The sequence below is a fragment of the Streptomyces rimosus genome (genome assembly GCF_008704655.1).
Lineage (GTDB): Bacteria > Actinomycetota > Actinomycetes > Streptomycetales > Streptomycetaceae > Streptomyces > Streptomyces rimosus.
In genome coordinates this window covers 8,044,831-8,065,780 of the sequence record NZ_CP023688.1, presented here as the reverse complement: position 1 = coordinate 8,065,780, position 20,950 = coordinate 8,044,831, and the positions used below count along the sequence as shown (strand labels likewise).

The following is a 20,950-nucleotide window of genomic DNA, read 5'->3' as shown; positions in this document are numbered from 1 at the left end:
GGGGCGGCGCCCGCTCAGACCGCCGGCGCGTCCGGCCCGAACCGGGCCCGTACCGCCGTCTGCACCTCGGCCTCCTCGGCCGGATCGGCGGCCAGCCGGCGCAGCTGCTCCACGACCCGGTCGTCACCGGTCGCCGCGTGGCGGGCGGCCAGCTCTCTGGTCGTCTCCTCGCAGTCCCACAGGCACTCGACGGCGAAGCCCGCGGGGAAGCCAGGGTCGGTGACGGCCAGCGCGGCAGCGGCGCGGCCCCGGAGGTGGGACGAGGAGGTCTCGCGGTAAATATGGCGCAATACAGGCGCCGCGCAGACCACGCCCAGGCGGCCCGCCCCGTCGACCAGCTCCCACAGCCCGTCCGCGTCCGGGCCCTCCATACGGACCGTACGGCGCAGCGCGGCCAGGACCAGGTCGGCGTCGGCGCGCCCGCCGCGGCGGGCCAGCATCGTGGCGCCGGCGGCGCCCAGGCGGTCCGGGCGCGGGGCCCACCGGCGGGCCCGCTCGACGGCGGCCACGGCGCGCATCCGCTCGAAGGCGGCGACCGCGGCCTCGGCGAGCGGCCTGCTGGAGAGGGGGTCGGCGGCCGCGGCCTCGATGAGATCGAGGGCCTCGGGGTCGCCGCGTTCGGCGAGGTGGCGCAGGGCGGCGGCGCGGGCGGCGTCCGGTCCCGTACGCGCGGCGCGCAGCAGCTCGGGGCGGTCCTCGGGGCCCGCGACGGCCGCCAGGCAGCGCGCGGCCGGCACCTGCCGCCACTCCTCGGGGTGCAGCTCCAGGCCCTGCTGGGCCCAGTCCAGGATCTCGGTGACGCTCCAGCCGGGACGCGGCACGCTGGGGCGCATCTGGCGCTGCCAGCGGTCGAAGCAGCCCTGCTCCTGGGCGGCGCGGATGCGCTCGCCGTAGCGGGGGTCGTCGGCCCACAGCCGCCACGGGCGGGGCTCGAAGGCGTCCCGGACGGCGGCGGCCAGCTCGGCGTCGCCCTCGGGGGTCTGCGGGAAGCGGGCGAGGACGGCGGGGGCGAGGGTCGCCAGGCCCGCGTCGTCGTCGCGCAGGGCCAGCTCGTCCAGGGCCCAGCGCCAGTTCGTACCGGCCGCGGCGTAGCTGCGCAGCAGCAGGAGGGCGGCGCCCCGGCCGTACGCGGCGAGGTGGCCGAGCACGGCGAGGGCGAGTCCGGTGCGCTCCTCGCCGGGGTCGGTGAGGTCGTCGGGGTGGAAAAGATGCCGTTCGATCTCTTCGAGGCCGCCGTCGAGCTGCATGTACAGGCGTGCGTAGTACAGGGAGCGGTTCTCGACCTGCCAGTCGCGGCGGGGGTCGCGCAGCACACTGTCGTTCAGTGCCGCGAGCGCCTCGGCCCGCGGCGCCGCGAGGGCATGCAGGGTCCCGTCGCCGCGGCCTCGCTGCAGGAGGCCGAGCAGGGTGCCACTGGGCGCTATGTCTGGATCGAACATGAGGTCAGCATCCGGTGCGGGGGACAGGCTGGCAACGGGATTTCCGCTGACCGGCATTCTTGCCGGTGACCACGGGTCGTATGCGTCGTTCCCACCATGGATCGGTGGAGCCCGAGCGCGCTACGGCGGCGGAAGCCTAGCCTGGAACGCTCCATTCCGCCGATTCGGCGGAGGGTTGCTCCAGGGAGGCCGGGGGCATATGCCGAGTGCACCACCGTATCGGGTAATGCCAAATCCCTTACGGGCGGTCGCTGCCTGTGCAACAGTCGTTACCGGCCCTTCCGTCAGACCTGGCCCCGGCGCCGCCTGATATCGGAGTACGTATGCCGTCCCACCTCTTCGCGGACCGTTCAGCCGCCCAGCCCCCCGAGCGCGACGTGGTCGAAGCGCTGATCACGCAAGCCCGCCGGCTGCGCGGCGGTCTGGACGCCGTACGCCGGGAGACTTCGGGGGACGGCGAGGAGCACCCGGACCCGCGGCTGCGCTGGCAGCGGGCGCTGTGCGACCTGGCCGTCCACCACCTCGACGACCTCGGCGGGCACCTGGACCAGCTCCGGGAGGGCCTGCCCGCCGACCCCGACGCCCTGCCGGACGAGGAGCCGCTGCCCGCGGCCCCGCCCGAGCCGGCGGACCACCCGGGCTCGCTGCTCAGCCGGGTCGGCAGCGCCGAGTGGAATCTGCTCACCGACGGGGTGAGCTGGTCGGACGAGCTGTTCGGGATCTTCGGCCGGGACCCGGCCGAGGGCCCGCTGACCCTGGACGAGCTGCCCTCCCTGGTCTTCGCCGAGGACCAGCAGCTGCTGACCACGATGGTCACGGACTGCCTGGTGGACGGCCGGCCGATCGACGGCGAGTTCCGCATCGTACGCGCCGACCAGTGCGTGCGTACGGTGCACATGGTGGGCGAGCCGGTGCTCGACGCGGACGGAAGCACCGCATGCATGTGGGCCGTGCTGCGGGACGTCAGCGAGCTGCGCCGGAGCCAGCGTGCGGTGCGCGAGACCCGTGACTCGCTGCAGCGCCAACGGCACCGGGCGCAGACCGAACACCGGCTTGCGGTCGAACTGCAGGAAGCCGTGCTGCCGCCGTGGCGCGGCTCCCTGCGGTTCCCGCAGGGCGGGCCGGTCGCACTCGACCTGGCCGCCCGCTACCTCCCTTCCGGCACCAGCGCCCTGATCGGCGGCGACTGGTACGACGCCCTGCAACTCCCGGACGGTAAGACGCTGTTGAGCGTCGGCGACCTCACCGGCCACGGCGCCACCGCCACCTCCGGCATGGCCATGGTGCTCGGCGCGCTGCGCGGTATGGCGGTGTCCGGTCAGGAGCCGGGCCCGCTGATGGGCTATCTGAACCAGCTGCTGGACAGCTCCGCGCAGCCCGCCCTGGGCAGCGCGGTGTGCTGCCGCTTCGACCCGGCCACCCGCCAACTGGTCTGGGCGCAGGCCGGGCATCCGGCGCCGCTGCTGTTCCGCGACGGCACCGGCAGCCCGCTGAGCCCGCCGGAGGGCGTGCTGCTCGGCGCCACGACGGGCGCCCACTACACCCAGCGGTGCGAACAGCTGGCGCCCGGCGATCTGCTGGTCCTGCACACCGACGGACTGGTGCCGCGCCGCTCGCACGGCCCGCTGGCCTCCCACGAAGGCTCCGAGCGCCTCCTGTCGCTGGCACCGCGGTTCGCCGCGGCCCGTAACGCGCAGGACTGCGTCCGTATCATCGCGGAAGAGTTCGGCGGCGCCGAGCGCGAGGACGACGCGTGCGTGCTGATCGCCAGGGTGAGCGGCTAGCGGAGCGGCGGCACCGTACGGAGTACGGGGCACCGGACGCCCGCCAGGGGCCCTGGGCATGAACAAGCTGGCTGGGCATGAACAAGCTGGGCATGGGCAACTACGCTTCAGGAGCGTTCCGTTCACGTACACGGGCACCGCGGGGTCCGGGCGGCCCGTGGACGTCACACCGGCATCAGATCCGCACGCTCTTGCCCGCCGGACCCAGTCCCGGCCCCAGCCCCTGGCCCTTGGCCCTGGGCATCACCCGCTGGATCTCCTCCCGCAGATCCTGGATCTTGGCGTAGTCGGAATACTGGTTGGTGAGCCGGTACATCTCGCGCAGCCGGTCCCAGGTGCGGTGGGAGGAGTTCTCCTTGATGGACACCAGCGCCAGCCGGGCGTAGCGGTCGGCCTGTTCGGGGTCGTTGCCGATGAAGCAGGCCGAGGCCATCGAGAGGTAGTCGAAGATCGTCGACCGCTGCCGGCCGGCGTCCCGCAGCCGCAGCGCCTGCTTGGCGTGCACCTGCGCGATCCTGGCCGCCTTCGGGTCGTGCTCGGCGAGCGTACGGAAGGCCAGCGCCTGCATGCCGTGCAGGTCCGCCTCGTCGAACATCTGCATCCAGCTCGGCGGCGGAACGTCTCCCCGGTCGGAGACGAACAGCTCCTCCGCCTCGCCCAGCGTGCGGCGCATGGCCTGGCCCTGGCCCTTGGCCGCCTGGGCCCATGCCTCGATCGTGTAGAGCATGGCGCGGGTGCGCGGCAGGGTCTCGCCGCCGGAGCCGGACTTGGCCAGCTTCATCAGGTCCAGGGCGTCGTCCGGACGTCCCAGGTGCACCATCTGGCGGGCCGCCCTGGAGAGCGCCTCGCCCGCGCGGGGCCGGTCGCCGCCCTCTCGTGCCGCGTGGGCCGCGATCACGAAGTACTTCTGGGCGGTGGGCTCCAGGCCCACGTCGTGGGACATCCAGCCGGCCAGCACGGCGAGGTTCGCCGCCACCCCCCACAGCCTGCGCTGCAGATGATCGGGGTGGCGGTAGGCGAGCATGCCGCCCACCTCGTTGAGCTGGCCCACCACGGCCTTGCGCTGGAGCCCGCCGCCGCGGGCCGCGTCCCAGGCGCGGAAGACCTCGACCGAGCGCTCCAGCGCGTCGATCTCCTGCGACCCCACGGGGGCCGCCTCGTAGCGGTCGAAGCCGATCTGGTCGATGGTGTGGTCGGCGAAGGGGTCGTCGAATCGGGGGGCGTCGGCTGCCAGCGCCGGGTCGGTGTGCAGCCAGTCGTGCATGGCGCTGCTGAGTGCGGAGCCCGCGGCGAGCGCCGCGCCCGCGCCCACCAAGCCGCGTCGGTTGAGCATGAGGTCCATTCCCGTGAATTCCGTGAGGACCGCCGCCGTCCGCTCGGGCGGCCACGGGAGGCCGTCCGTGGCCTGTTTCCGCCCCGCGCGCCCGGAACGATCGAATCCTAGGTCCTCGATGGTTACGACACGGCCGAGACGCTCGGTGAACAGGGCGGCGAGCACCTTGGGCACCGGGTCCCGCGGGGTCTCCCCCGTGTCGATCCAGCGCCGTACCCGCGAGGTGTCGGTCGCCAGCTGCGGATGCCCCATGGCGGCCGCCTGCCGGTTGACCAGTCTCGCGAGTTCGCCCTTGGACCAGCCGGCCAGGCCGAAAAGGTCCGCGAGACGGGTGTTCGGCTCCCTGTCCACGTCAAGCCCCCAGGTTCCTCGACTGGCTTGACAGTAACGGCCCGTCCCGGACGCTTGCGAGCATTCGCCAGGGTTCGCCAGGGTGCGCCAGATGGTCTGCCACCCGCGCCCGCGTGTTCCGTTAGGAGTGCAGCCCCCGGCCCGGTGTCGGTACCGCATTCCCCAGGGTGCGGACACCGGATCCGGGCCCTCGGGCCCGGCCATCCGGGCCGGGAGCCGCACCGCAACTCGTCGGCGCACGAAGGGATCAGTCTCACCCATGTACGCAGCATCGTCCGCCGTGAGCGCCCCGAACCGGCCGTACCGCCCGCAGCCTCCGGGAAGCGGGCCGTATCTGGATCCCTCCCAGTCTCCGGGGGCGGTGTCCGGCCTGGCCGGCGGAAGAAACCGGCGGACGCAGGGGGGAGGCCCCCAACCGCTCAGCGGGAGACTCGACTTGTCCGGCCCCCAGGGCGCCCAGCTGCGCGCCGCGGTCGCCTCCGTGCACCGCATCTGCCCCGAGTTCCATCCGGTCCAGGTGCTCCGCCGCAGCGGCAAGTCCGTCCTGCTGGTGGGCACCACCGGCCGCACGACCGCGGTCGCCAAGTGTTTACTGGACCACTCCCCCGCGTGGACCGAGCGGTTCCGGCACGAAATAGCTGCTTACCGGGCCTTCGTCCGCCACCGCCCGCCGGTACGCGTACCGAGGCTCATCGCCGCGGACCCGGACAACTGCACTCTGGTCGTCGAGCGGATGCCCGGCCGGATCGCCTGCATCCAACGGCATCCCACCGAAGCACCACCCCGCGCGGACGTCCGGGCCGCGCTCGGCGCGATCTGCCGGGTCAACCTCTGGCGGCCGCCGGCCGGGATGTTCGACATGCCGCTGGAGTACGGCAAGCGCATCGCGCACTTCCACGGTCTCGGCCTGCTGACCGACCGGGACCTGGGCGACCTGCAGAAGCTGCTGCACGGCCTGTCCCACACCCAGGGCCAGTTCTGCCACGGTGACGCGCTGCTGAACAACGTCCTGCTGTCCCCCGCCGGGCCGGTGCTGCTCGACTGGGACCACGCCGGCTGGTACCTGCCGGGCTACGACCTCGCCACCCTGTGGTCGGTGCTCGGTGACGCCCCCGTGGCGCGCCGCCAGATCAGCCAGCTCGCGCAGGCCGCCGGGCCGGCCGCGCGGGACGCCTTCCTGGTGAATCTGATGCTGGTGCTCACCCGCGAAATACGGCGTTACGAGACCGCCGTGCAGCGCACGATGCGCGAGCCCACGCCGACGGGCACGCCGGGGCCGGGACACCCCGGTGCGCTGGCGGCGGGTGAGGAGCAGCGGCTGCTGCTGCGCCGGCTGCACGACGACTGCCAGATGGCACGGCGCGCGGTACGGGCGGCGGTCGGCACCCGCTGATCCGTCAAGGGGGGTATGTGAGCGGCACGCCGCACCGGGCGTGCCGCTCACGTGTGTGCGGGCTCCGCCGCGTCCGCTCGTACGGGGTTGCGGCACACGCGCTGACATGCGAAACCCGTGGGGTCCACGGTGATTGACGGATCGTCGGCCAGGCGATAGCTGTATTCGGGTCCCCTCCCGCGCACGCCCGTACGCGCACCGTATGCACACCATCCGCCAGACGCCCCGGCTCGCCCGGTCGGCCCCAGGAGGCTGCATTGCGAGGATCCGACGAGAAGAGAACCCACCGCTCCAGAGCGCGCAGGGCCGCCACCGCCGTCGCGGCGGCGGCCTTGCTGGTGCCCCTGGTCTCCGCAGCGCCGTCCGGCACGGCCGGGCAGCCGCGCGCCGCGACGGCACAGCCCGCCGCCGACGCCCTCCAGCGGGCCTTCGCCGACGCCGCCGCGCAGTACGGCGTACCGCAGAACGTACTGCTGGCCGTCTCCTACCTGGAGTCGCGCTGGGACGGGCACGGCGGCGCGCCCAGCGTCTCCGGCGGCTACGGCCCGATGCACCTGACCGACGCCCGTACGGCGCTCGCCGAACGGCCGCACCACGGCGAGGGTGACGAGGACCCGCGCGGCGACGATTCCCGGGCCCGCAAGCGGGTGCGCGCCCAGTTGCCCGCCCCCGCCGCGCTCCCGGCCCGGCTGCGGACCCTGGACCGGGCGGCGCGGCTGACGGGGCTGCCCGCCGAGCGGCTGCGCCGCGATCCGGCGGCGAACATCCGCGGCGGCGCGGCGCTGCTGGCCGCGGAGCAGCGCCGTCTCGGCCCGCTCTCCGCCGACCCGGCGCGGTGGTACGGCTCCGTGGCGCGCTATTCGGGCGCGGACGACGCCCGTACCGCGGCCGGTTTCGCGGACGACGTGTACGACGTCCTGCGGCAGGGCCAGTCCCGTACGACCGACTCGGGCCAGCGGGTGACGCTGCCCGCTTCCCCCGGGCTGACGGCCGACCGGGCGCAGCTCGGGCGCCTGGGGCTGCGGTCCCCCGCCGCGCCCGCCGGGTCCCGGCTCGAATGCCCGTACACGGTCTCCTGCGTGTCCGTACCGGCGCCGTACGAGGAGTTCGGCGACGGTGACTACGGCAACCACGACAAGGCGGACCGCCCGCGGGACCAGCGGGTGGACGCCATCGTCATCCATGACACCGAGGGGTCGTGGGAGACGACGCTGAAGCTCATCAAGGACCCGACGTATGTGTCGTGGCACTACACGATCCGGTCGGCGGACGGGCTGATCGCCCAGCATGTGCCGACGAAGGACGTCGCCTGGCACGCGGGGAACTGGTATGTGAACGCGCACTCCGTAGGGATCGAGCACGAAGGTTTCCTCGCGGCTCCGGACGCCTGGTACACCGAGGCGATGTACCGGGCCTCGGCGCGGCTGGTGCGCTATCTGGCGCACAAGTACGGCCTGCCGCTGGACCGCCAGCACATCATCGGCCACGACAACGTGCCCGGCACGACACCGGCCACCATCAAGGGCATGCACACCGACCCCGGTCCGTACTGGGACTGGGCGCACTACTTCCGGCTGCTGGGCAGCCCGTTCGTCCGTACGGCGGGCCCCCGGGGCGGCCTGGTCACCATCCGTCCCGACTACGACCGCCACCGGCCCGTCTACACGGACTGCGTCAAGCCGGGCCAGCCGTGCGCGCCGCACGGCTCCACGGCGGTCCGCCTGCACACCGGGCCGAGCGAGAGCGCGCCGCTGGTCCAGGACATCGGCCTGCGGCCGGACGGCGGCCCCTCGACGACCGGCGTGAACGACACCGGCGCCCGCGCCACCACCGGCCAGCGGTACGCGGTCGCGGAGCGCCGCGGCGAGTGGACCGCCATCTGGTACCTCGGCCAGAAGGCGTGGTTCCACAACCCGGCGAAACAGCCCACCGCGGTCGACGCGAAGGGCTTGGTGATCACCCCGAAGGCCGGCCGGACGGACATCCCGGTCTACGGCCGCGCCTACCCCGAACAGGCCGCCTACCCGGCAGGCGTCCCCGTACAGGCCGTCACCCCGCTCCCGTACAAACTCCTGGCGGGCCAGCGCTACGCGGTCGGCAACCGGGTGCGCGGCGAGTACTTCTACGCCCCGACGTACGACGTGTCCAAGCACGCGGTCGTCCGCGGCAAGGACGTGTACTACGAGATCCAGGTGGGGCACCGGGTGGGGTATGTGCGGGCGGCGGATGTGGAGGTGCGGTCCTCGGACGGGTAACGGGGGTGGTGGCGCGAGGTACGCCGCCCTTCAGGACAGGGCGGCGTACAGCGGGACGTCAGCCGGGCGCCGTGCCGGGAACCGGTGCGCCGGACGGCTCACCCCTGCTGGAACATCTCCGCCGGCAGCGGCTTCAGCAGGGCGTAGAGGTCGTCCGTGATCGGGCGGTCCCAGCTGGCGATGGTGACCAGGACGCCGTCGCTGCGGTCGAACTGGGCGCAGGAGATGCGGCCCTCGGAGCACTTGATGCGCTTGACGATCAGCAGGTTGTCGTCGTGCATGACCGGGGTGTCCTCGGTCTCGACGACGGTGACCGGCTCGTCGTTGCCGAGGGCGGCGAGCAGCTGGGCCACCTCGAAGGGGACCTGGTCGTCCGCGAGGTCGCGGGCCGGTGAGCCCTCCGGGAGATTGCCGATGATCATCGCGGGGCCGCGCCCGCCGAACAGGTCGTAGCGCAGGAAGACCCCCTGGCAGCTGCCGTCGGGGGCGGGCAGCAGCCCGGCCCCGAGGTTGCCGGGCCAGTCCCCGGGGTCCATGGCGAGGACGTCGAAGTCAGGCCCGGCGGGCGTGGCTGCGCTGCGGCGGCGGAGGAAGGACATACCGCCATCGTACGTGGCCGCCGGGGGCCGGCGGGCCCGGCGTCAACGCCGCGGCGGCCCGTCCGGCACGGTGGCCGGGTCGGCCGTCTCCAGGAGCCGCGGCAGCCCCGCGTAGTCCGTGCCCATCTTGCGGCAGACGCTGGACAGCAGGCGGGTGACGACCGTCTCCGGGGTGGCCAGCTCCTCGGCGATACGGCCGGTGTCCCAGCCCAGGGCGAGCCGTTCGGCGGCCACCCGCTCCTGGGAGGTGAGCGCGTCGGTGCCGGTGCTGTGGAGCTGCAGCGGGCGCAGGCCGGCCGCGGACAGTTCGTCGCGGGCGCGCTCCGCCAGCGCGTCGGCGCCGCAGTGGACGGCGCCCTCCAGCCCGCGGTACAGGCGCTCGGCGGCGTCCTGCGGCAGGCCGGCCCGGCGCAGGGCGGCGCCGTGGTCGACCAGGGCTTCGGCGAGTGCGTACCCGGCGGGCGAGTGCTCCAGTTCCCGTACGGCCTCGGCGAGCAGTTTCAGGGCCCGGCCGCCGCCGATCACGTTGGCGGCGCAGTGCAGCGCCTCGCCGATCGCCGTGGCGGTGCCGAACCTGCGGGCGCGGCGTACGCCTTCCTCGGCCAGCTCGATGGCGTGCGGGCTGTCGGTGAGCGCGGTGGCGCGGGCGAGGAGCAGCTGCCAGGGGCACCAGGCGGGGTTGCGCATGCCGCGGGCGTCCAGGCGCCTGCCGACCGCCTTGAGGTGGTGTTCGGCGTGCCGGTGCAGGCCGCGGGCCAGCAGCAGTTCGCTGTAGACCGTACGGGAGTCGGGGTAGACCACGGCGTTGGGCACCACTTCGCCGTAGCCGAAGTGGTCGGCGATCTCCTGGGCCTCTTCGATGCGGCCGCGGGCGAGCAGGATCTCGATGAGGATGCCGATGGCGTACCACTGGGCGGGTACCGCGCCGCCGACCCGCTCGGCGATCCGCAGCCCTTCGCGGACCAGCGCCTCGGCCTCGACGAGCGCGCCGCGGCGGTAGCGGATGTAGCCGAGCAGGGCGTGGCCGAAGGCCAGGTGGGCGCCGCGCCAGCCCTTGCGTTCGCACTCGGCCATGCCGCGGGTGAACAGTTCCTCGGCGCGGCCTGGCTGGTCGCAGTACATGAACGTCATGGCGACGGCGACCGGGACCTCGAAGCCGCGGTTGTCCTCCGTCCAGCTCAGCCCGCCGACCAGGGCGTCTTCGGCGTAGCGCAGGGCGGTGGCGGCGGGCTCGCCGTGCACCACGCAGTCCCAGGCGCGCAGGCCGAGGATGTAGCGCTCGGCGGGGCCGTCGCCGGTCAGGTGGTCGGCGAGCCGGGCCAGCCTGCGGGAGCGGGCAGCGGAGTCCGGTTCGTCGGCCCGGAAGGCGCTCCATACGAAGTTCTCGGCCTGCATGCGCAGCCGGGTGGCGGGGAGGCTGGTGCGCCGGGCTTCCTCGGCGGCCACCGCCGCGGCCTCGGCCACCTGGTCGGTGTGGGCGAGGGCCTGGGCCAGCCGGTAGGTGATGGCCTCGCGCAGCTCGGGCTCGACGTCCGGTTCGGCCAGCGCTTCGCGCAGGTAGTTGACGGTGACCTCGGGCGCGGCGAGGAAGGTGGCGGCGCCCAGTTCGAACAGGACGGCGGCGCGGTCCTCGGGCGAGGGCGGTTCGCGCAGGGCGCGGGTCAGGAAGCGGCGGGCGGCGTCGGGGGCTCCGGCGCGTACGTATTCCTGCGCGGCCTGGCGCAGCCGCTGGACGACCCAGTCGTCGCCCTCGCAGGGCACCTCCAGCAGGTGCCGCGCGGCGACCGTCGGCCCGAGCCCGGCTTCCACCACGGCTTCGGCGGCGACGTTGTGCATGCCGACGCGCAGTGCTGTCGGGATCGCCCGGTGGACGGCGGTGGCGATGAGCGGGTGGGCGAACTGCAGGATGCCGTCCGGGCCCTCGTCGGGCGCCAGGATGCGCGCCTCGCGCAGCTGGGCGACGACGTCCACCCCGGACTCGCTGCCGAGCGCGGCGACTCCGGCGGTGACCTCGGGGGTGGCCGAGGTGCCCAGGACGGCGACGGCCCAGGCGAGGCGGACGGCGGCGCCGCCGAGCCGGTCCAGCCGCTCGACCAGGCCCTTGCCCTTGACGGCCGAGCCCAGTTCGCGCAGCGCCGGCAGGTCGTCCCGGCAGCCCTTGAGGCCGCGCTCGCGCAGTCCGGCGGCGAGTTCCACGGCTTCGAAGGGGTTGCCGTCGGTGACCGCCCAGCATTCGGTGCAGAACTTCTCCTCGGCCTCGTCGCCCACCGCGTCGCGGATGATGCTGCTGACCGCGTCGCAGGTGAGCGGGGTGAGGACGTAGGGCCGGGAGGCGTGGCGTTCGGCGGGCTTGCGGAAGGCGGCGGCGCTGCGCGGCAGTTCGTCGGGCCGGTAGGCGACCACCACGAGCATCGGCAGGTCCTCGGCGCGTGGCGCGAAGGCGGTCAGCCAGCTCAGCGACTCCTGGTCGGCCCACTGCGCGTCGTCCATCACCAGTACGGTGGGGGCCTGCTGTACGGCCAGGCGGGTCACCAGCCAGTCCAGGCCGTCGCGTACGCCGGTGGGGTCGGGTGAGCTGCCGCCCGCGTCGGCCACCAGGCCGAGGGCCGGGGCGACGATGTCGTACCAGCTGCCCAGGACGGTGCGGCAGGTGGCCTCGTCGTATCCGGCCAGGACCGGCTGCACGAGCTGGCGTACGACGTGGAAGGCCATGCCGTGTTCCTGCTCGTTGCCGCGTGCGGAGAGCACGGTGCAGCCGTGGGCCGCGGCGCGGGCGCGTACCTCGGCGAGCAGCGCGGTCTTGCCCATCCCGGCGGATCCGGCGAAGGAGAGCAGGCCGCCGCGCTGGGCGGCCACCGGGCCGCCGGCGGTGCCGCGGAGCCGGGACAACGCCCGTTCCAGCGCGTCCAGTTCGGTGTTGCGTTCGAGCAACTCCCGCCGTACGTCGCGTACGTGTTCCCAGCCGTGATTCATGACCGAATCCGTTCGCCGCGCTGCGTCTCCCGCCCGCCGCGAGTGCGGGCCCGTCCGGCCGCACTCTGCCTGCGATAGCGCAGAGCGTACGCCCATACGGACCCGCGGTAACCAGGATGAGTGACTTGTCGCGCGCCGCGGGCCGGAGCGTGCTACGCGCGCCCGTGAATAGCCGTTCCGGCGCGCCCGATCCACCCGTAAGCAGCCACTCTTACGGGTGAATCGGTTGCGAGAGCGGGCAGTTGCGCCGCCGGGGTGCGCATCAGTGGTGCACCGGCGCGAGCGCTCCTTCGCCGCGCAGCCGGGCTAGCAGGTTGCGGGCGGCCCGCTCGCCCGAGCAGACACTGCTGTTGGTGGTCGAGTGCCCCAGGTGGTCGCCGCCGGCGAGCTGGACGCGGCCGCGGGGGTCGAATCCGGCCGCGAACCGTGCGATGGCGCGGTAGTCGCCCGGCCGCCGGCCGATCAGGCACGGCGAGACGCGCCAGACGTGCGTCATCGTGGTGTGGCGCTCCAGCTCGGGCAGGACCCCCAGCCGCCGGACGCCCGCCAGGACGTGGTCCACCACCTTGTCGTCCCCCAGGTCCCAGTTACGGTCCGACCACGCGCCGCGCAGATGCGTCATCACCAGCCCGGTCCCGTCCGGCACACGCTGCGGGGAGAGGTTGTGCTCCAGGACGAACGCGCAGAGGTCGTGGTGTTCTACGCGGGACGCCTGCACCAGCATCGCCCGCTCCCGCGTGGGCCGGTCGAGCCCGAAGGCGACGTGGATGCTGCGGGCGTACGGCGCGTCGTCCAGGAACTCCCGCTGGTCGTGCGTGAGTTGCGCGTACAGCGGCGGTACTTGCGGTGGCGGCACGGCCAGTACGCAGGCCGCCGCCGTCTCGATGCGCTCCGGCTCGCCCGGCCGCTGCCAGGTGACGGCCACCTCGTCCCCGCGGTCCTCGACCGAGGTGACGTGGGCGCGGTACTCGACGGTCAGCTGCCGGGCCAGCCCTTTGGGCAGGAAGCCGACGCCCTCCTTGGACGTGAAGAAGCCGCCGCCGCACAGGATCACGTCGATGAAGACGAACGGCATCGCGGCGGAGACCTCTTCGGGCTCGCCCAGGCAGAGCCCCGAGACGAGCGGGTCGAGCAGGTACTCCAGCGTCTCGGGCCGCAGGCCGCGGCGGGTGGCGTACTGGGTCACGGACTCGAAGTCGGCGGCGGCCATCGGCGACATGTCGTGCGGGGTCAGCAGCGGGCGCATCCGCCGGTAGTCGCGCAGCAGCTTGCCCACGTCGCCGAGGGGGAAGCTGGTCAGCAGGCCGCCGGTGGCCAGCTGGCGGCGCGATCCCAGGCGCACCCGGCGGACCTGCCCGTCGCGTACCAGCCCGAAGAGGTCCGAGCCGGGCACGACCTCGCCCGCCAGGCCGGCCGCGGCGATCAGGCGTATCAGTTCGCGGTAACTGTGGATGAGGATGGTCGCCGCCCGGTTGACGGCGAATCCGGAGACCTCGACGGTGGCCATCCGGCCGCCGATCATCTCCGGCCCGGCACTCTCCAGGACGACGGCGTCGCAGCCGGCCTCCTGGAGCCGGAAGGCCGCGGACAGGCCGGCGATACCGCCGCCCACCACGACGACACGGGGCTGTGCACTCACACTGGTTCACCCTTCCTGCCGGTGCCGGGCCGGGCTGCCACGGGGCGCCCCGGCGCCGGTACCGGAACGTTGCGACAAGAGCGAGAGGCCGAGGGGCCCGCCGGGAACGGGCCCCTCGGTAACCGCGGGCGGGGTGGCGTCACCGCCGCCTCACGCCGCGGGGCTCAGCTGGTCCCACCACCACGCCACCGTGCGCAGCGGCAGCGGTTCGAGACTCCCATCACTGGGCGAGTCCGCCCAGACGCCGAAGGCGGGCGCCGGGTCGGGGGCGGCGCCCGGGTCGTCCCGGTAGCGGGGACTGACGGCGCTGTAGTCCAGGTTGCCGCGGATGAAGTGGTCGAGCTGGCCGAGGTAGCAGCGCACCTCGGGGGTGGCCCGCCGGGCGATCCGCTCCCGCAGCGCGAGATAGAGGCACATCAGCCGGTCGTGCAGCGCCGCCGCCCGGGTCATGGCCTCCTGGGGCGGCACGCGCAGTTCGTGTTCCAGGATGCCGACGAGGTTCGACTCCAGCGACTGCTCCTTGACCTCGCGGTGGTAGGAGTAGACGTCGTTGGCGAAGGTGACCAGGGCGGACGCGACCTGGGTCAGCGCTCGTATTCGGGGTGTCTCCGACTCCTCGCTGGGCAGCGAGGTGCCCTCCGCCATCTCGATGACGGCGATGGACGCCTTGGTGCCGCGGTCCCGCGGGCCGATGACGAAGTACTCCTCCAGGCTCGGCACGGTGCCCGACGCCCGCTGGCCCATGCCGACGCACGCGGCGAGAAACCATTCGGCAACGCCGTCGACCCACCGCCGTACGACCGTGCCGGTGGCGTGCCGCCGGTAGCGGTACGAGACCTCGCCGAACGCCACGGTGTAGGGGTCGGCCTTGCCGCCGTCGGTGGTCTCGGGGTGGTCGGCACCGTGGATGACCTGGACGGCCATCGGGAGGAAACGTTCCGGGTGCCGGCTGAAGAGCCCGCCGTCCAGATAGACGTCGTCCAGCAGCAGGCCCAGGCAGGACCAGTCGGCGCCGATCTGCAGCAGCCGGCTGCTGCCGTCGGGGGCGATCCGGCACGCCCACTCGGCCGTGCGGTTGGCCAGGACCTGGGCATGGTGGAAGTCGTTGTCGCAGAAGCCGAACCGCGCCATCCACTCCACGACGCGCCGCTCGATGCCGGCGGTCTCGTGGTGCGGCGCCGCCGGGATGGGGCAGTACAGCTGGGGGATGACGACGGTGGCGCGCACCGCCATGGCGTCGTCCGCGTCACGCCCCGGGCCGGCGCCCGTTAACGGGTCGTGACCCCAGCGGTCGGCCGGTAGCTCGGATTCGGGGACGCCGTAGCCTGTTGCCTGCATGGTTCTCTCTCCATGATCACGGTGCTTCAGATGGCACGGCCGGCGCTGGGCCGTCCGGTCCGCGGCGTGAGGCGCAGACCATGGGCAGCGGGCCCGGGCTCAGCACGGCCGCCGGGACCGGTCGTACGGTCCTGGGGGACGGCGGGCGCAGGCGCCAGCGCGCGGCGATGGCGGCAAGGACGAGCACGGCTTCGGTCATCGCGAAGTGGTCGCCGATGCACTTGCGGTTGCCGGCGGCGAACGGGAGCATCGCACCGCCCGGAACGCCCCCTGCCCGTTCCGGCAACCATCGGTCGGGGTCGAAACGCTGGGGGTCGGGGAAGGCCACCGGGTCCTGGTGGAGCACGTACGCGCTGTACAGGACGGTGCTTCCCGGTGCCAGCCGGTGGCCGGCCAGCGTGGTCTCGGTGGTGGTCACCCGGGTCAGGGCCCAGCCCGGCGGGTACATGCGCAGGGCTTCGGTGACCACGCGCCGGGCGTGGCCGAGCCGGGGCAGATCGTCCGGCGCGGGCGGCCGGCCGGCGAGCACGGAGTCCACCTCGGCGTGCAGCCGGCGTTCTTCCTCGGGGTGGGCCGCCAGGAGGTGGAGCGTCCAGGCGAGGGCCAGCGCGGTGGTCTCGATGCCGGCCACGAGGAAGGTCATCAACTGGTCGTGCGCCTCTTGGTCGGTGAGCGGTTCCTGATCGTGGGGTGCCTCCTGGGGGGTGGGCGCGGCGGTGGCGTGGGGGCAGTCCTGGGCAAGGCCTTCGGGTACGGCGCGGCCGTCCGGTCCGGGGGCGTCGTCCGTGGCTCCCAGGAGGGTGTCGAGCAGGTCGCCGTGCCGGGCGGTGCTGCCGCGGCGTTCGGCGATGATCCCGTCGATGATGTGGTGCAGCCGGGCGAGAGCCCGGTCGAAGCGGCGGTTGCCGGGCGTGGGGAGTCTGTAGAGCGGGCCGAGCGGGACGACCGCGCGCAGCAGGACGCCGCGCATGACGGTCGACAGGCAGGCGCGTACCTCGGCGGCGAGGCCCGGGTCGAGGGACGTGGACATCAGCACGCCGGTGGTGACCCGGGCCGAGAGGTCCATCATCGCGTCGGTGACGTCCAGCGTCTGTCCGGGCCGCCACTTTCCGACGGCGGCGTCGATCTCGGCGCTCATCACCTGCGCGTAGTCGGCGATCCGGGACGGGCGGAAGCAGGGCTGGGCCAGCCGGCGCTGCCTGCGGTGCACGTCCTGGGTGCAGGTGACCAGCCCGTTGCCGAGCACCATGCGCATGGTGTCGTAGAGCGGACCGCCCTTGTCGTACGTGCGCGGGTCCATGAGGATCTGCTGCACCAGCGCCGGGTCGCAGGCGAGCCACACGCGCTGCGGTCCGAGGCGGATCGCGACCAGGTCGCCGTGCGCGGGCAGCGAGGCGAGGAAGTCCAGCGGGCGCCGCCACAGCGGGAGCGCGTGTCCCAGCAGCGGTACGCCGCCGGGTGCCGTCGACACGGTCCAGCTGTGCGGGGCGGGACCGCGGGCCGCGCGGACGCCCGCCGCACCACGTATACCCATCGGGAATCCCCTCGTCGGGCCGGGGTTCCGGCCACCGCGGAACGGCGTCCGGATACCGGAACGGACAGGTAGGTGAATCGGACCATTACCTACCCGGGCCACCCTGGAGGTCCCGTGGTCACACCTTCTTGAGGGGGCGCGTCGGAGCGGGATTCAGCTCACCGGTGCGCATACGCTGAAACGGTCCGCCGTGCGCCGGAGCCGCTCCCATGGCGGCAGTAACGATTTGCCTCCGAGGTGAGCGCCCTGGGGCGGACAACCGTTCGCGCGAAGGAGGTGGCGGGCCGGACCCGTCCCCGGCAAACTCGCCGCTCGGTGCCGTGGTGACGCGTGGCGGGTGCCGGTGGTATAGGCCCCCGTCCCGGTGACACCGGTCCGTGTACCGGCGGGCGCCCCCGGCAGGACCCGCCCGGCGGCGTCCGCGGGAGCTCACCGGCGCCCCGCGCCGCGCCGCGGGAACGGCCCGCGGAACCGGGCTGATTTTTCCACCTTTCCGATCACCGCCTCTTCGTACCCTCCACCTCTTCTTGAGTTCATTCGCACCCGGTACCCGTCCCCTTGTGTCCGGCCTATTCGTTCCGCAATGTATGCCTGACTCTCCTGTGGAACAGCCGGTACGACGCATCGGCCGGCGCTTCTTCAAGCCCGTTGGCATCCCCGACTCCCCCGCGTCCGACCGGCCGCAGGCCGCACCGGAATGCGAAAGGGAATACTTCCGCCCGGAACTCTCCGCGGACCTGCTGGACCGGCTCGGCGCGGAACTGGACCGGATCAAGGCGACGTTGTGGTCGCAGCAGCACGGCGAAGCCGAATGCGGCGCGGGGCCCCGGCGGTGCTGAAGGCGGCCAGCGCAGCCTGACCGCCAGGGCCCCGACGCCGCCGCCCAGCCCGCAGGGAAGTTGCCGTGTACGATCCTCCCACCCTCCACCTGCTGATGCCGTCCTCCGCTGACGGGTACCGGATCCCCGCCCAAGTCACCACCGAGCCCGACCTGACGGCCGCCTTCGGCCTCGCCGACGGACCGCTCTTCCGCGACCAGCCGGCCCACGAGAGCCTGGCCGACGCCTACGGCCACGACGTGCCGATGCGGGTCCCCGACGACCTCGACGCCGAGCTGGCGCAGCTGCTGGACACCGCCGAACAGCCCGCCGTCGTCGATGAGCTGCCGGCCGACGGGCCGCACAGCCACCGCAAGCCGACCCTCCTGCACCCCGCCCGCGCCGCCAAGGAGGGCGGCACCCGGTCCTGGCGCCGCACCCTCAGCGTGGTCACCGTCGCCCTCACGTCCGTGATCGTGGTGGCGGTCGGCCTGCTCGCCGCGGTGGCGTCCTACCCACCGCTGCGGGCGCTGGCCGGGGAGGCCACGTCGCCGCGCATCGCGCAGCTGTGGCCGCTGCTGGTCTACGGGCCGTGGATGGCCGCCATCCTGTCCATCCTGCGGGCCCGCACCCACCGGCGGCGCACCGCCCACTCCTGGTGCGTGGTGATCTTCTTCGCCGCCGTGGCCACGGTGCTGTGCATCGCCAAGGCCCCCACCACCCCGGCGGGCATCACGGTGGCGGGCCTGCCGCCGGTCACCGCGCTGCTCTGTTTCCACCAGCTCATCCGCCAGCTCGAACCCGGCCCTTCGGTGACGCCCGCCACCCGGCACGCGTACTCGAACCGCGGCGCGCACCGCCACCGTTCCGGCCGCTGAGATCCGGCGGCCTCCCTGCGGCCCCGTCGGCCGGCCCCACAGGGAGGCCGCCGGGCCGCGGCGGTCCCGTTCCGCATCCGGCCCGTTTTCCGGGGCCATCGCCCCGGGCGGCGGACGAATATCCCCGATCCATGGCCGCCGTTTTTCCGGAAGTGCCATTTCCGGAAAAGCTGTTGATCGCCGCACAGGTGAACCGTCAGGGGGATTTTCCGGCGCCGCCGGGCGCATTCGGCGGCGTTTTTCCGCGGCGGCGTACGCAGGTGTGCCGCGACCCCGCCGGGGTATACCCCGAATGCGCCCGGCCGTCCGAAGGAATTTCTTCAGCAGAAACGTTGCTTGACCTTATCGAGCGTATCCGGGAATTCCCTTGTTCGTTGGTGGAGGTGATGTGGCCTTGCGTCCGTGCCCCCGACGAAGGAGTGAGTAGCGATGGCCGTGAGCTGGGCGAAAAGGATCGCCGTCACGGAACCCGCCCCGAAACCCGTCCGCTACGCCCGCTATCTGGCGCCCCACTGGCAGGGGCTGCTCCGGGTGGACAGTGAGAACGGCATCGGCATCGTTCCGGCGGTCGCGTTCTTCGGCGTACTCGCCACGGTTCTCTTCGGCGCGGGCGGCGCGGCCGTGGCGCTGCTGGTCGGCGCGGCCGTGGAGCGCGACCATATGGCGCGCACCTGGCTGACGTTCGACCTCGTGGCGGCCGTGGCGCTGTCCCTCTCGTACTGGCTCGTCGGCCGGTACGGCCTGCGGTTCTACGACACCGACCCGGCCACCAACGACCTGTGGCGGAGCATCACCGTCGCCAACACCGCCTGGCGTTCGCTGCCCCGGGCGCACCGCGCGGCCCAGAAGCCCCGGCTGCGCGCCGTGAACACCGCCGCCCGCATCCTGCTGGCCGATCCGGCGGACACCCGCACCCACCAGATGCTCCACGCCCACGCGGACGTCCTGCGGCACCTGGCGACCACCGTCCTGGCCGATCCCCACCAGGGCCAGCCCGCGGAGCCCGCCACCGCGTACGCGACCCGGGCCGCCGACGCGGGGCTGCGCGCCGAGCACGGCGTCCCGCTGTCGACCTCGCTGGAGCGGGCACCGACCATCCCCAATCAGCAGTGAGGCGCGGCCTGCCGCGCGGGTGACGGCCGCCGTCGCGGCGTGCTGTTCCGGTCGTTGCTGATGCGGGCGGCCGGATCGGCGGAAGGCGCCTGCCGGGAATCCGGCCTTGTGGGCGGTGCGTACCCGGGCCACGGCCGGGACCTGACCTTGGCCGGGTCTGATGGCCGTACCGTCGCGCCCTCGGGAACGGGCTCATAGGGTGAGAACGCCGGAATCGGAAATTCTTCCGAACGTTCCCAGGAGGTTCCCGTGAGCGTCAGCGCCAAGGGCACGTACCTGATCAAGAACGCGAACAGCGGTCTGTACCTGACCGTCAAGGGCCACGCCAAACAGTCCCCCGCGGACATCGTCCAGGACCGGCTGCAGGACTGGCCGCAGCGGGCGGCCCAGGCGTGGCGGCTGGAGTCCGCGCCGGGCGGCGAGCGCACCTTCCGGATCCAGAACCAGCACAGCGGCGGGTACCTCCAGGTCCGCAGGTGGAGCAAGGACAAGGGCGCGCCCCTGGTCCAGGAGCACCTGGAGGAGAACACCCCGGCGTACCGGAGCCAGTCGTGGCAGCTCACCGACGAGGACCCGTACCGCATCTCCAACCTGCACAGCGGCCTGTGGGTGAAGGTCCGCGACCACTCCGCCGCCGCGGGCGCGGTGATCGAGCAGTCGACGGAGAGCACGGGCACCTACCGGGGCGCCGAGCAGTGGACCTTCGAGCCGGTCGAGCCGCGCGGCGGCGACCCGGTCTTCGACGCGCTGTCCGGACTCCTGGTGGAGCCGGGCGGCGGCATCGTCTCCACGGTCACCCATGTCTTCAAGGCGTCGCTGGAGGCCGCCGGCGGAGTCTTCGGCACGTTCGCCAAGTACGTGCCGGGCGACACCACGCCCTTCGTACGGTTCGAGGGCTTCCGCGGCGACGAGGTCATCCGGTTCTCCTCGCGCAACCGCGTCGAGGCGGGGCCGCGCAAGATCAGTACACAGTTCCCGCACCTGCCCAAGGAGTTCCACGGCGGCTTCGACTTCGTCACCCGGGCCCCGCGGCACCGCGAACACACCTACCTGGGTGTGAAGGGCGATCTGACCATCGCCTTCTCCGACAAGGGCAACGGCGGCATCGACCGGTCCGAGGAGTACTTCCCGTCCCGCGAACTGGAGCCGTACGGGCGGGTCCTGGAGGCGGCGCCCGCCCGCCCCGACGACTCGCAGTACCTGCTCTTCTGCGAACAGGCCACGGTGCTGATCGACGGCCGGTTCCGCGCGCCGGACCTGCGCGAGGTGCAGCCGATGCCGCTGGGCCAGCTGCCCAAGGGCTGGGAGAAGCCGGACGCGGTCGCCTCCGCGACGGTGGGCGACGAGGTGCACTTCTTCGCCGTCAAGGGCACCGAGTACACCGTCTTCACCCTGCGCGATCTCGTCCAGGGACCCGCGCCGGTGCTGAACGCCTATCCGTTCCTGCTGGGGCTGTGGGCGTAACGGGGCCGCGCACGGCCGGGTGGCCGGCGGCCGTCTCCG

The 20,950-nt window shown here is 73.2% G+C and carries 14 protein-coding genes; 7 read left to right on the top strand and 7 right to left on the bottom strand.

The window, feature by feature from the left end; genetic code table 11:
* Positions 1–14 precede the first annotated feature (14 nt).
* Entirely contained in the window at positions 15–1,439 is a 1,425-nt protein-coding gene (locus CP984_RS35385; protein ID WP_030181543.1) for a hypothetical protein, read from the bottom strand.
* A gap of 323 nt (positions 1,440–1,762) precedes the next feature.
* On the opposite strand from CP984_RS35385, the gene CP984_RS35380 reads away from it, so the two are divergent.
* Entirely contained in the window at positions 1,763–3,223 is a 1,461-nt protein-coding gene (locus CP984_RS35380; RefSeq protein ID WP_003987065.1) for a PP2C family protein-serine/threonine phosphatase, read from the top strand.
* Positions 3,224–3,398: 175 nt separating this feature from the next.
* Here CP984_RS35380 and CP984_RS35375 read toward each other — a convergent pair whose 3' ends face one another.
* Complete coding sequence (locus CP984_RS35375) at positions 3,399–4,907, bottom strand: DNA-binding protein NsdB (RefSeq protein WP_003987064.1); 1,509 nt, start codon at positions 4,905–4,907, stop codon at positions 3,399–3,401.
* A gap of 259 nt (positions 4,908–5,166) precedes the next feature.
* Between CP984_RS35375 and CP984_RS35370 the strand changes: the two genes are divergently transcribed.
* Positions 5,167–6,300 carry an aminoglycoside phosphotransferase family protein gene (locus tag CP984_RS35370; RefSeq protein WP_030181548.1) on the top strand — a complete coding sequence of 378 codons (1,134 nt, stop codon included), beginning with the start codon at positions 5,167–5,169 and terminating at the stop codon, positions 6,298–6,300.
* 257 nt (positions 6,301–6,557) lie between these two features.
* Positions 6,558–8,555, top strand: coding sequence for an N-acetylmuramoyl-L-alanine amidase (locus CP984_RS35365; protein WP_030181549.1), 1,998 nt, complete (start codon positions 6,558–6,560; stop codon positions 8,553–8,555).
* A gap of 98 nt (positions 8,556–8,653) precedes the next feature.
* On the opposite strand, the gene CP984_RS35360 is transcribed toward CP984_RS35365, so the two are convergent.
* The 5 genes from CP984_RS35360 to CP984_RS35340 all read right to left on the bottom strand — a co-directional run bounded on the left by CP984_RS35360 (position 8,654) and on the right by CP984_RS35340 (position 16,638).
* Positions 8,654–9,154: a hypothetical protein gene (locus CP984_RS35360; protein WP_003982045.1), complete on the bottom strand. Its 501-nt coding sequence runs from the start codon at positions 9,152–9,154 to the stop codon at positions 8,654–8,656.
* Positions 9,155–9,196: 42 nt separating this feature from the next.
* The gene (locus CP984_RS35355; protein WP_003982044.1) at positions 9,197–12,127 is read right to left on the bottom strand and encodes an ATP-binding protein; all 2,931 of its coding nucleotides are present in this window, start codon (positions 12,125–12,127) and stop codon (positions 9,197–9,199) included.
* A 262-nt stretch (positions 12,128–12,389) separates the two neighbouring features.
* Positions 12,390–13,766 carry a protoporphyrinogen/coproporphyrinogen oxidase gene (locus CP984_RS35350; protein ID WP_003982043.1) on the bottom strand — a complete coding sequence of 459 codons (1,377 nt, stop codon included), beginning with the start codon at positions 13,764–13,766 and terminating at the stop codon, positions 12,390–12,392.
* A gap of 150 nt (positions 13,767–13,916) precedes the next feature.
* The gene (locus CP984_RS35345; RefSeq protein WP_125530634.1) at positions 13,917–15,104 is read right to left on the bottom strand and encodes a terpene synthase family protein; all 1,188 of its coding nucleotides are present in this window, start codon (positions 15,102–15,104) and stop codon (positions 13,917–13,919) included.
* A gap of 16 nt (positions 15,105–15,120) precedes the next feature.
* Entirely contained in the window at positions 15,121–16,638 is a 1,518-nt protein-coding gene (locus CP984_RS35340) for a cytochrome P450 (protein ID WP_003982041.1), read from the bottom strand.
* A 587-nt stretch (positions 16,639–17,225) separates the two neighbouring features.
* On the opposite strand from CP984_RS35340, the gene CP984_RS35335 reads away from it, so the two are divergent.
* The 4 genes from CP984_RS35335 (at position 17,226) to CP984_RS42695 (ending at position 20,911) form a co-directional block, all read left to right on the top strand.
* A complete protein-coding gene (locus tag CP984_RS35335; protein WP_125520974.1) occupies positions 17,226–17,477 on the top strand; it encodes a hypothetical protein in 252 nt (83 codons plus the stop codon).
* Between the two features lie 65 nt (positions 17,478–17,542).
* Complete coding sequence (locus CP984_RS35330) at positions 17,543–18,334, top strand: DUF2637 domain-containing protein (protein ID WP_003982039.1); 792 nt, start codon at positions 17,543–17,545, stop codon at positions 18,332–18,334.
* A gap of 429 nt (positions 18,335–18,763) precedes the next feature.
* A complete protein-coding gene (locus tag CP984_RS41620) occupies positions 18,764–19,447 on the top strand; it encodes a hypothetical protein (RefSeq protein ID WP_003982038.1) in 684 nt (227 codons plus the stop codon).
* Between the two features lie 249 nt (positions 19,448–19,696).
* Positions 19,697–20,911, top strand: a complete 1,215-nt coding sequence (locus CP984_RS42695) for an RICIN domain-containing protein (RefSeq protein WP_003982037.1) — start codon at positions 19,697–19,699, stop codon at positions 20,909–20,911.
* Positions 20,912–20,950 lie beyond the last annotated feature (39 nt).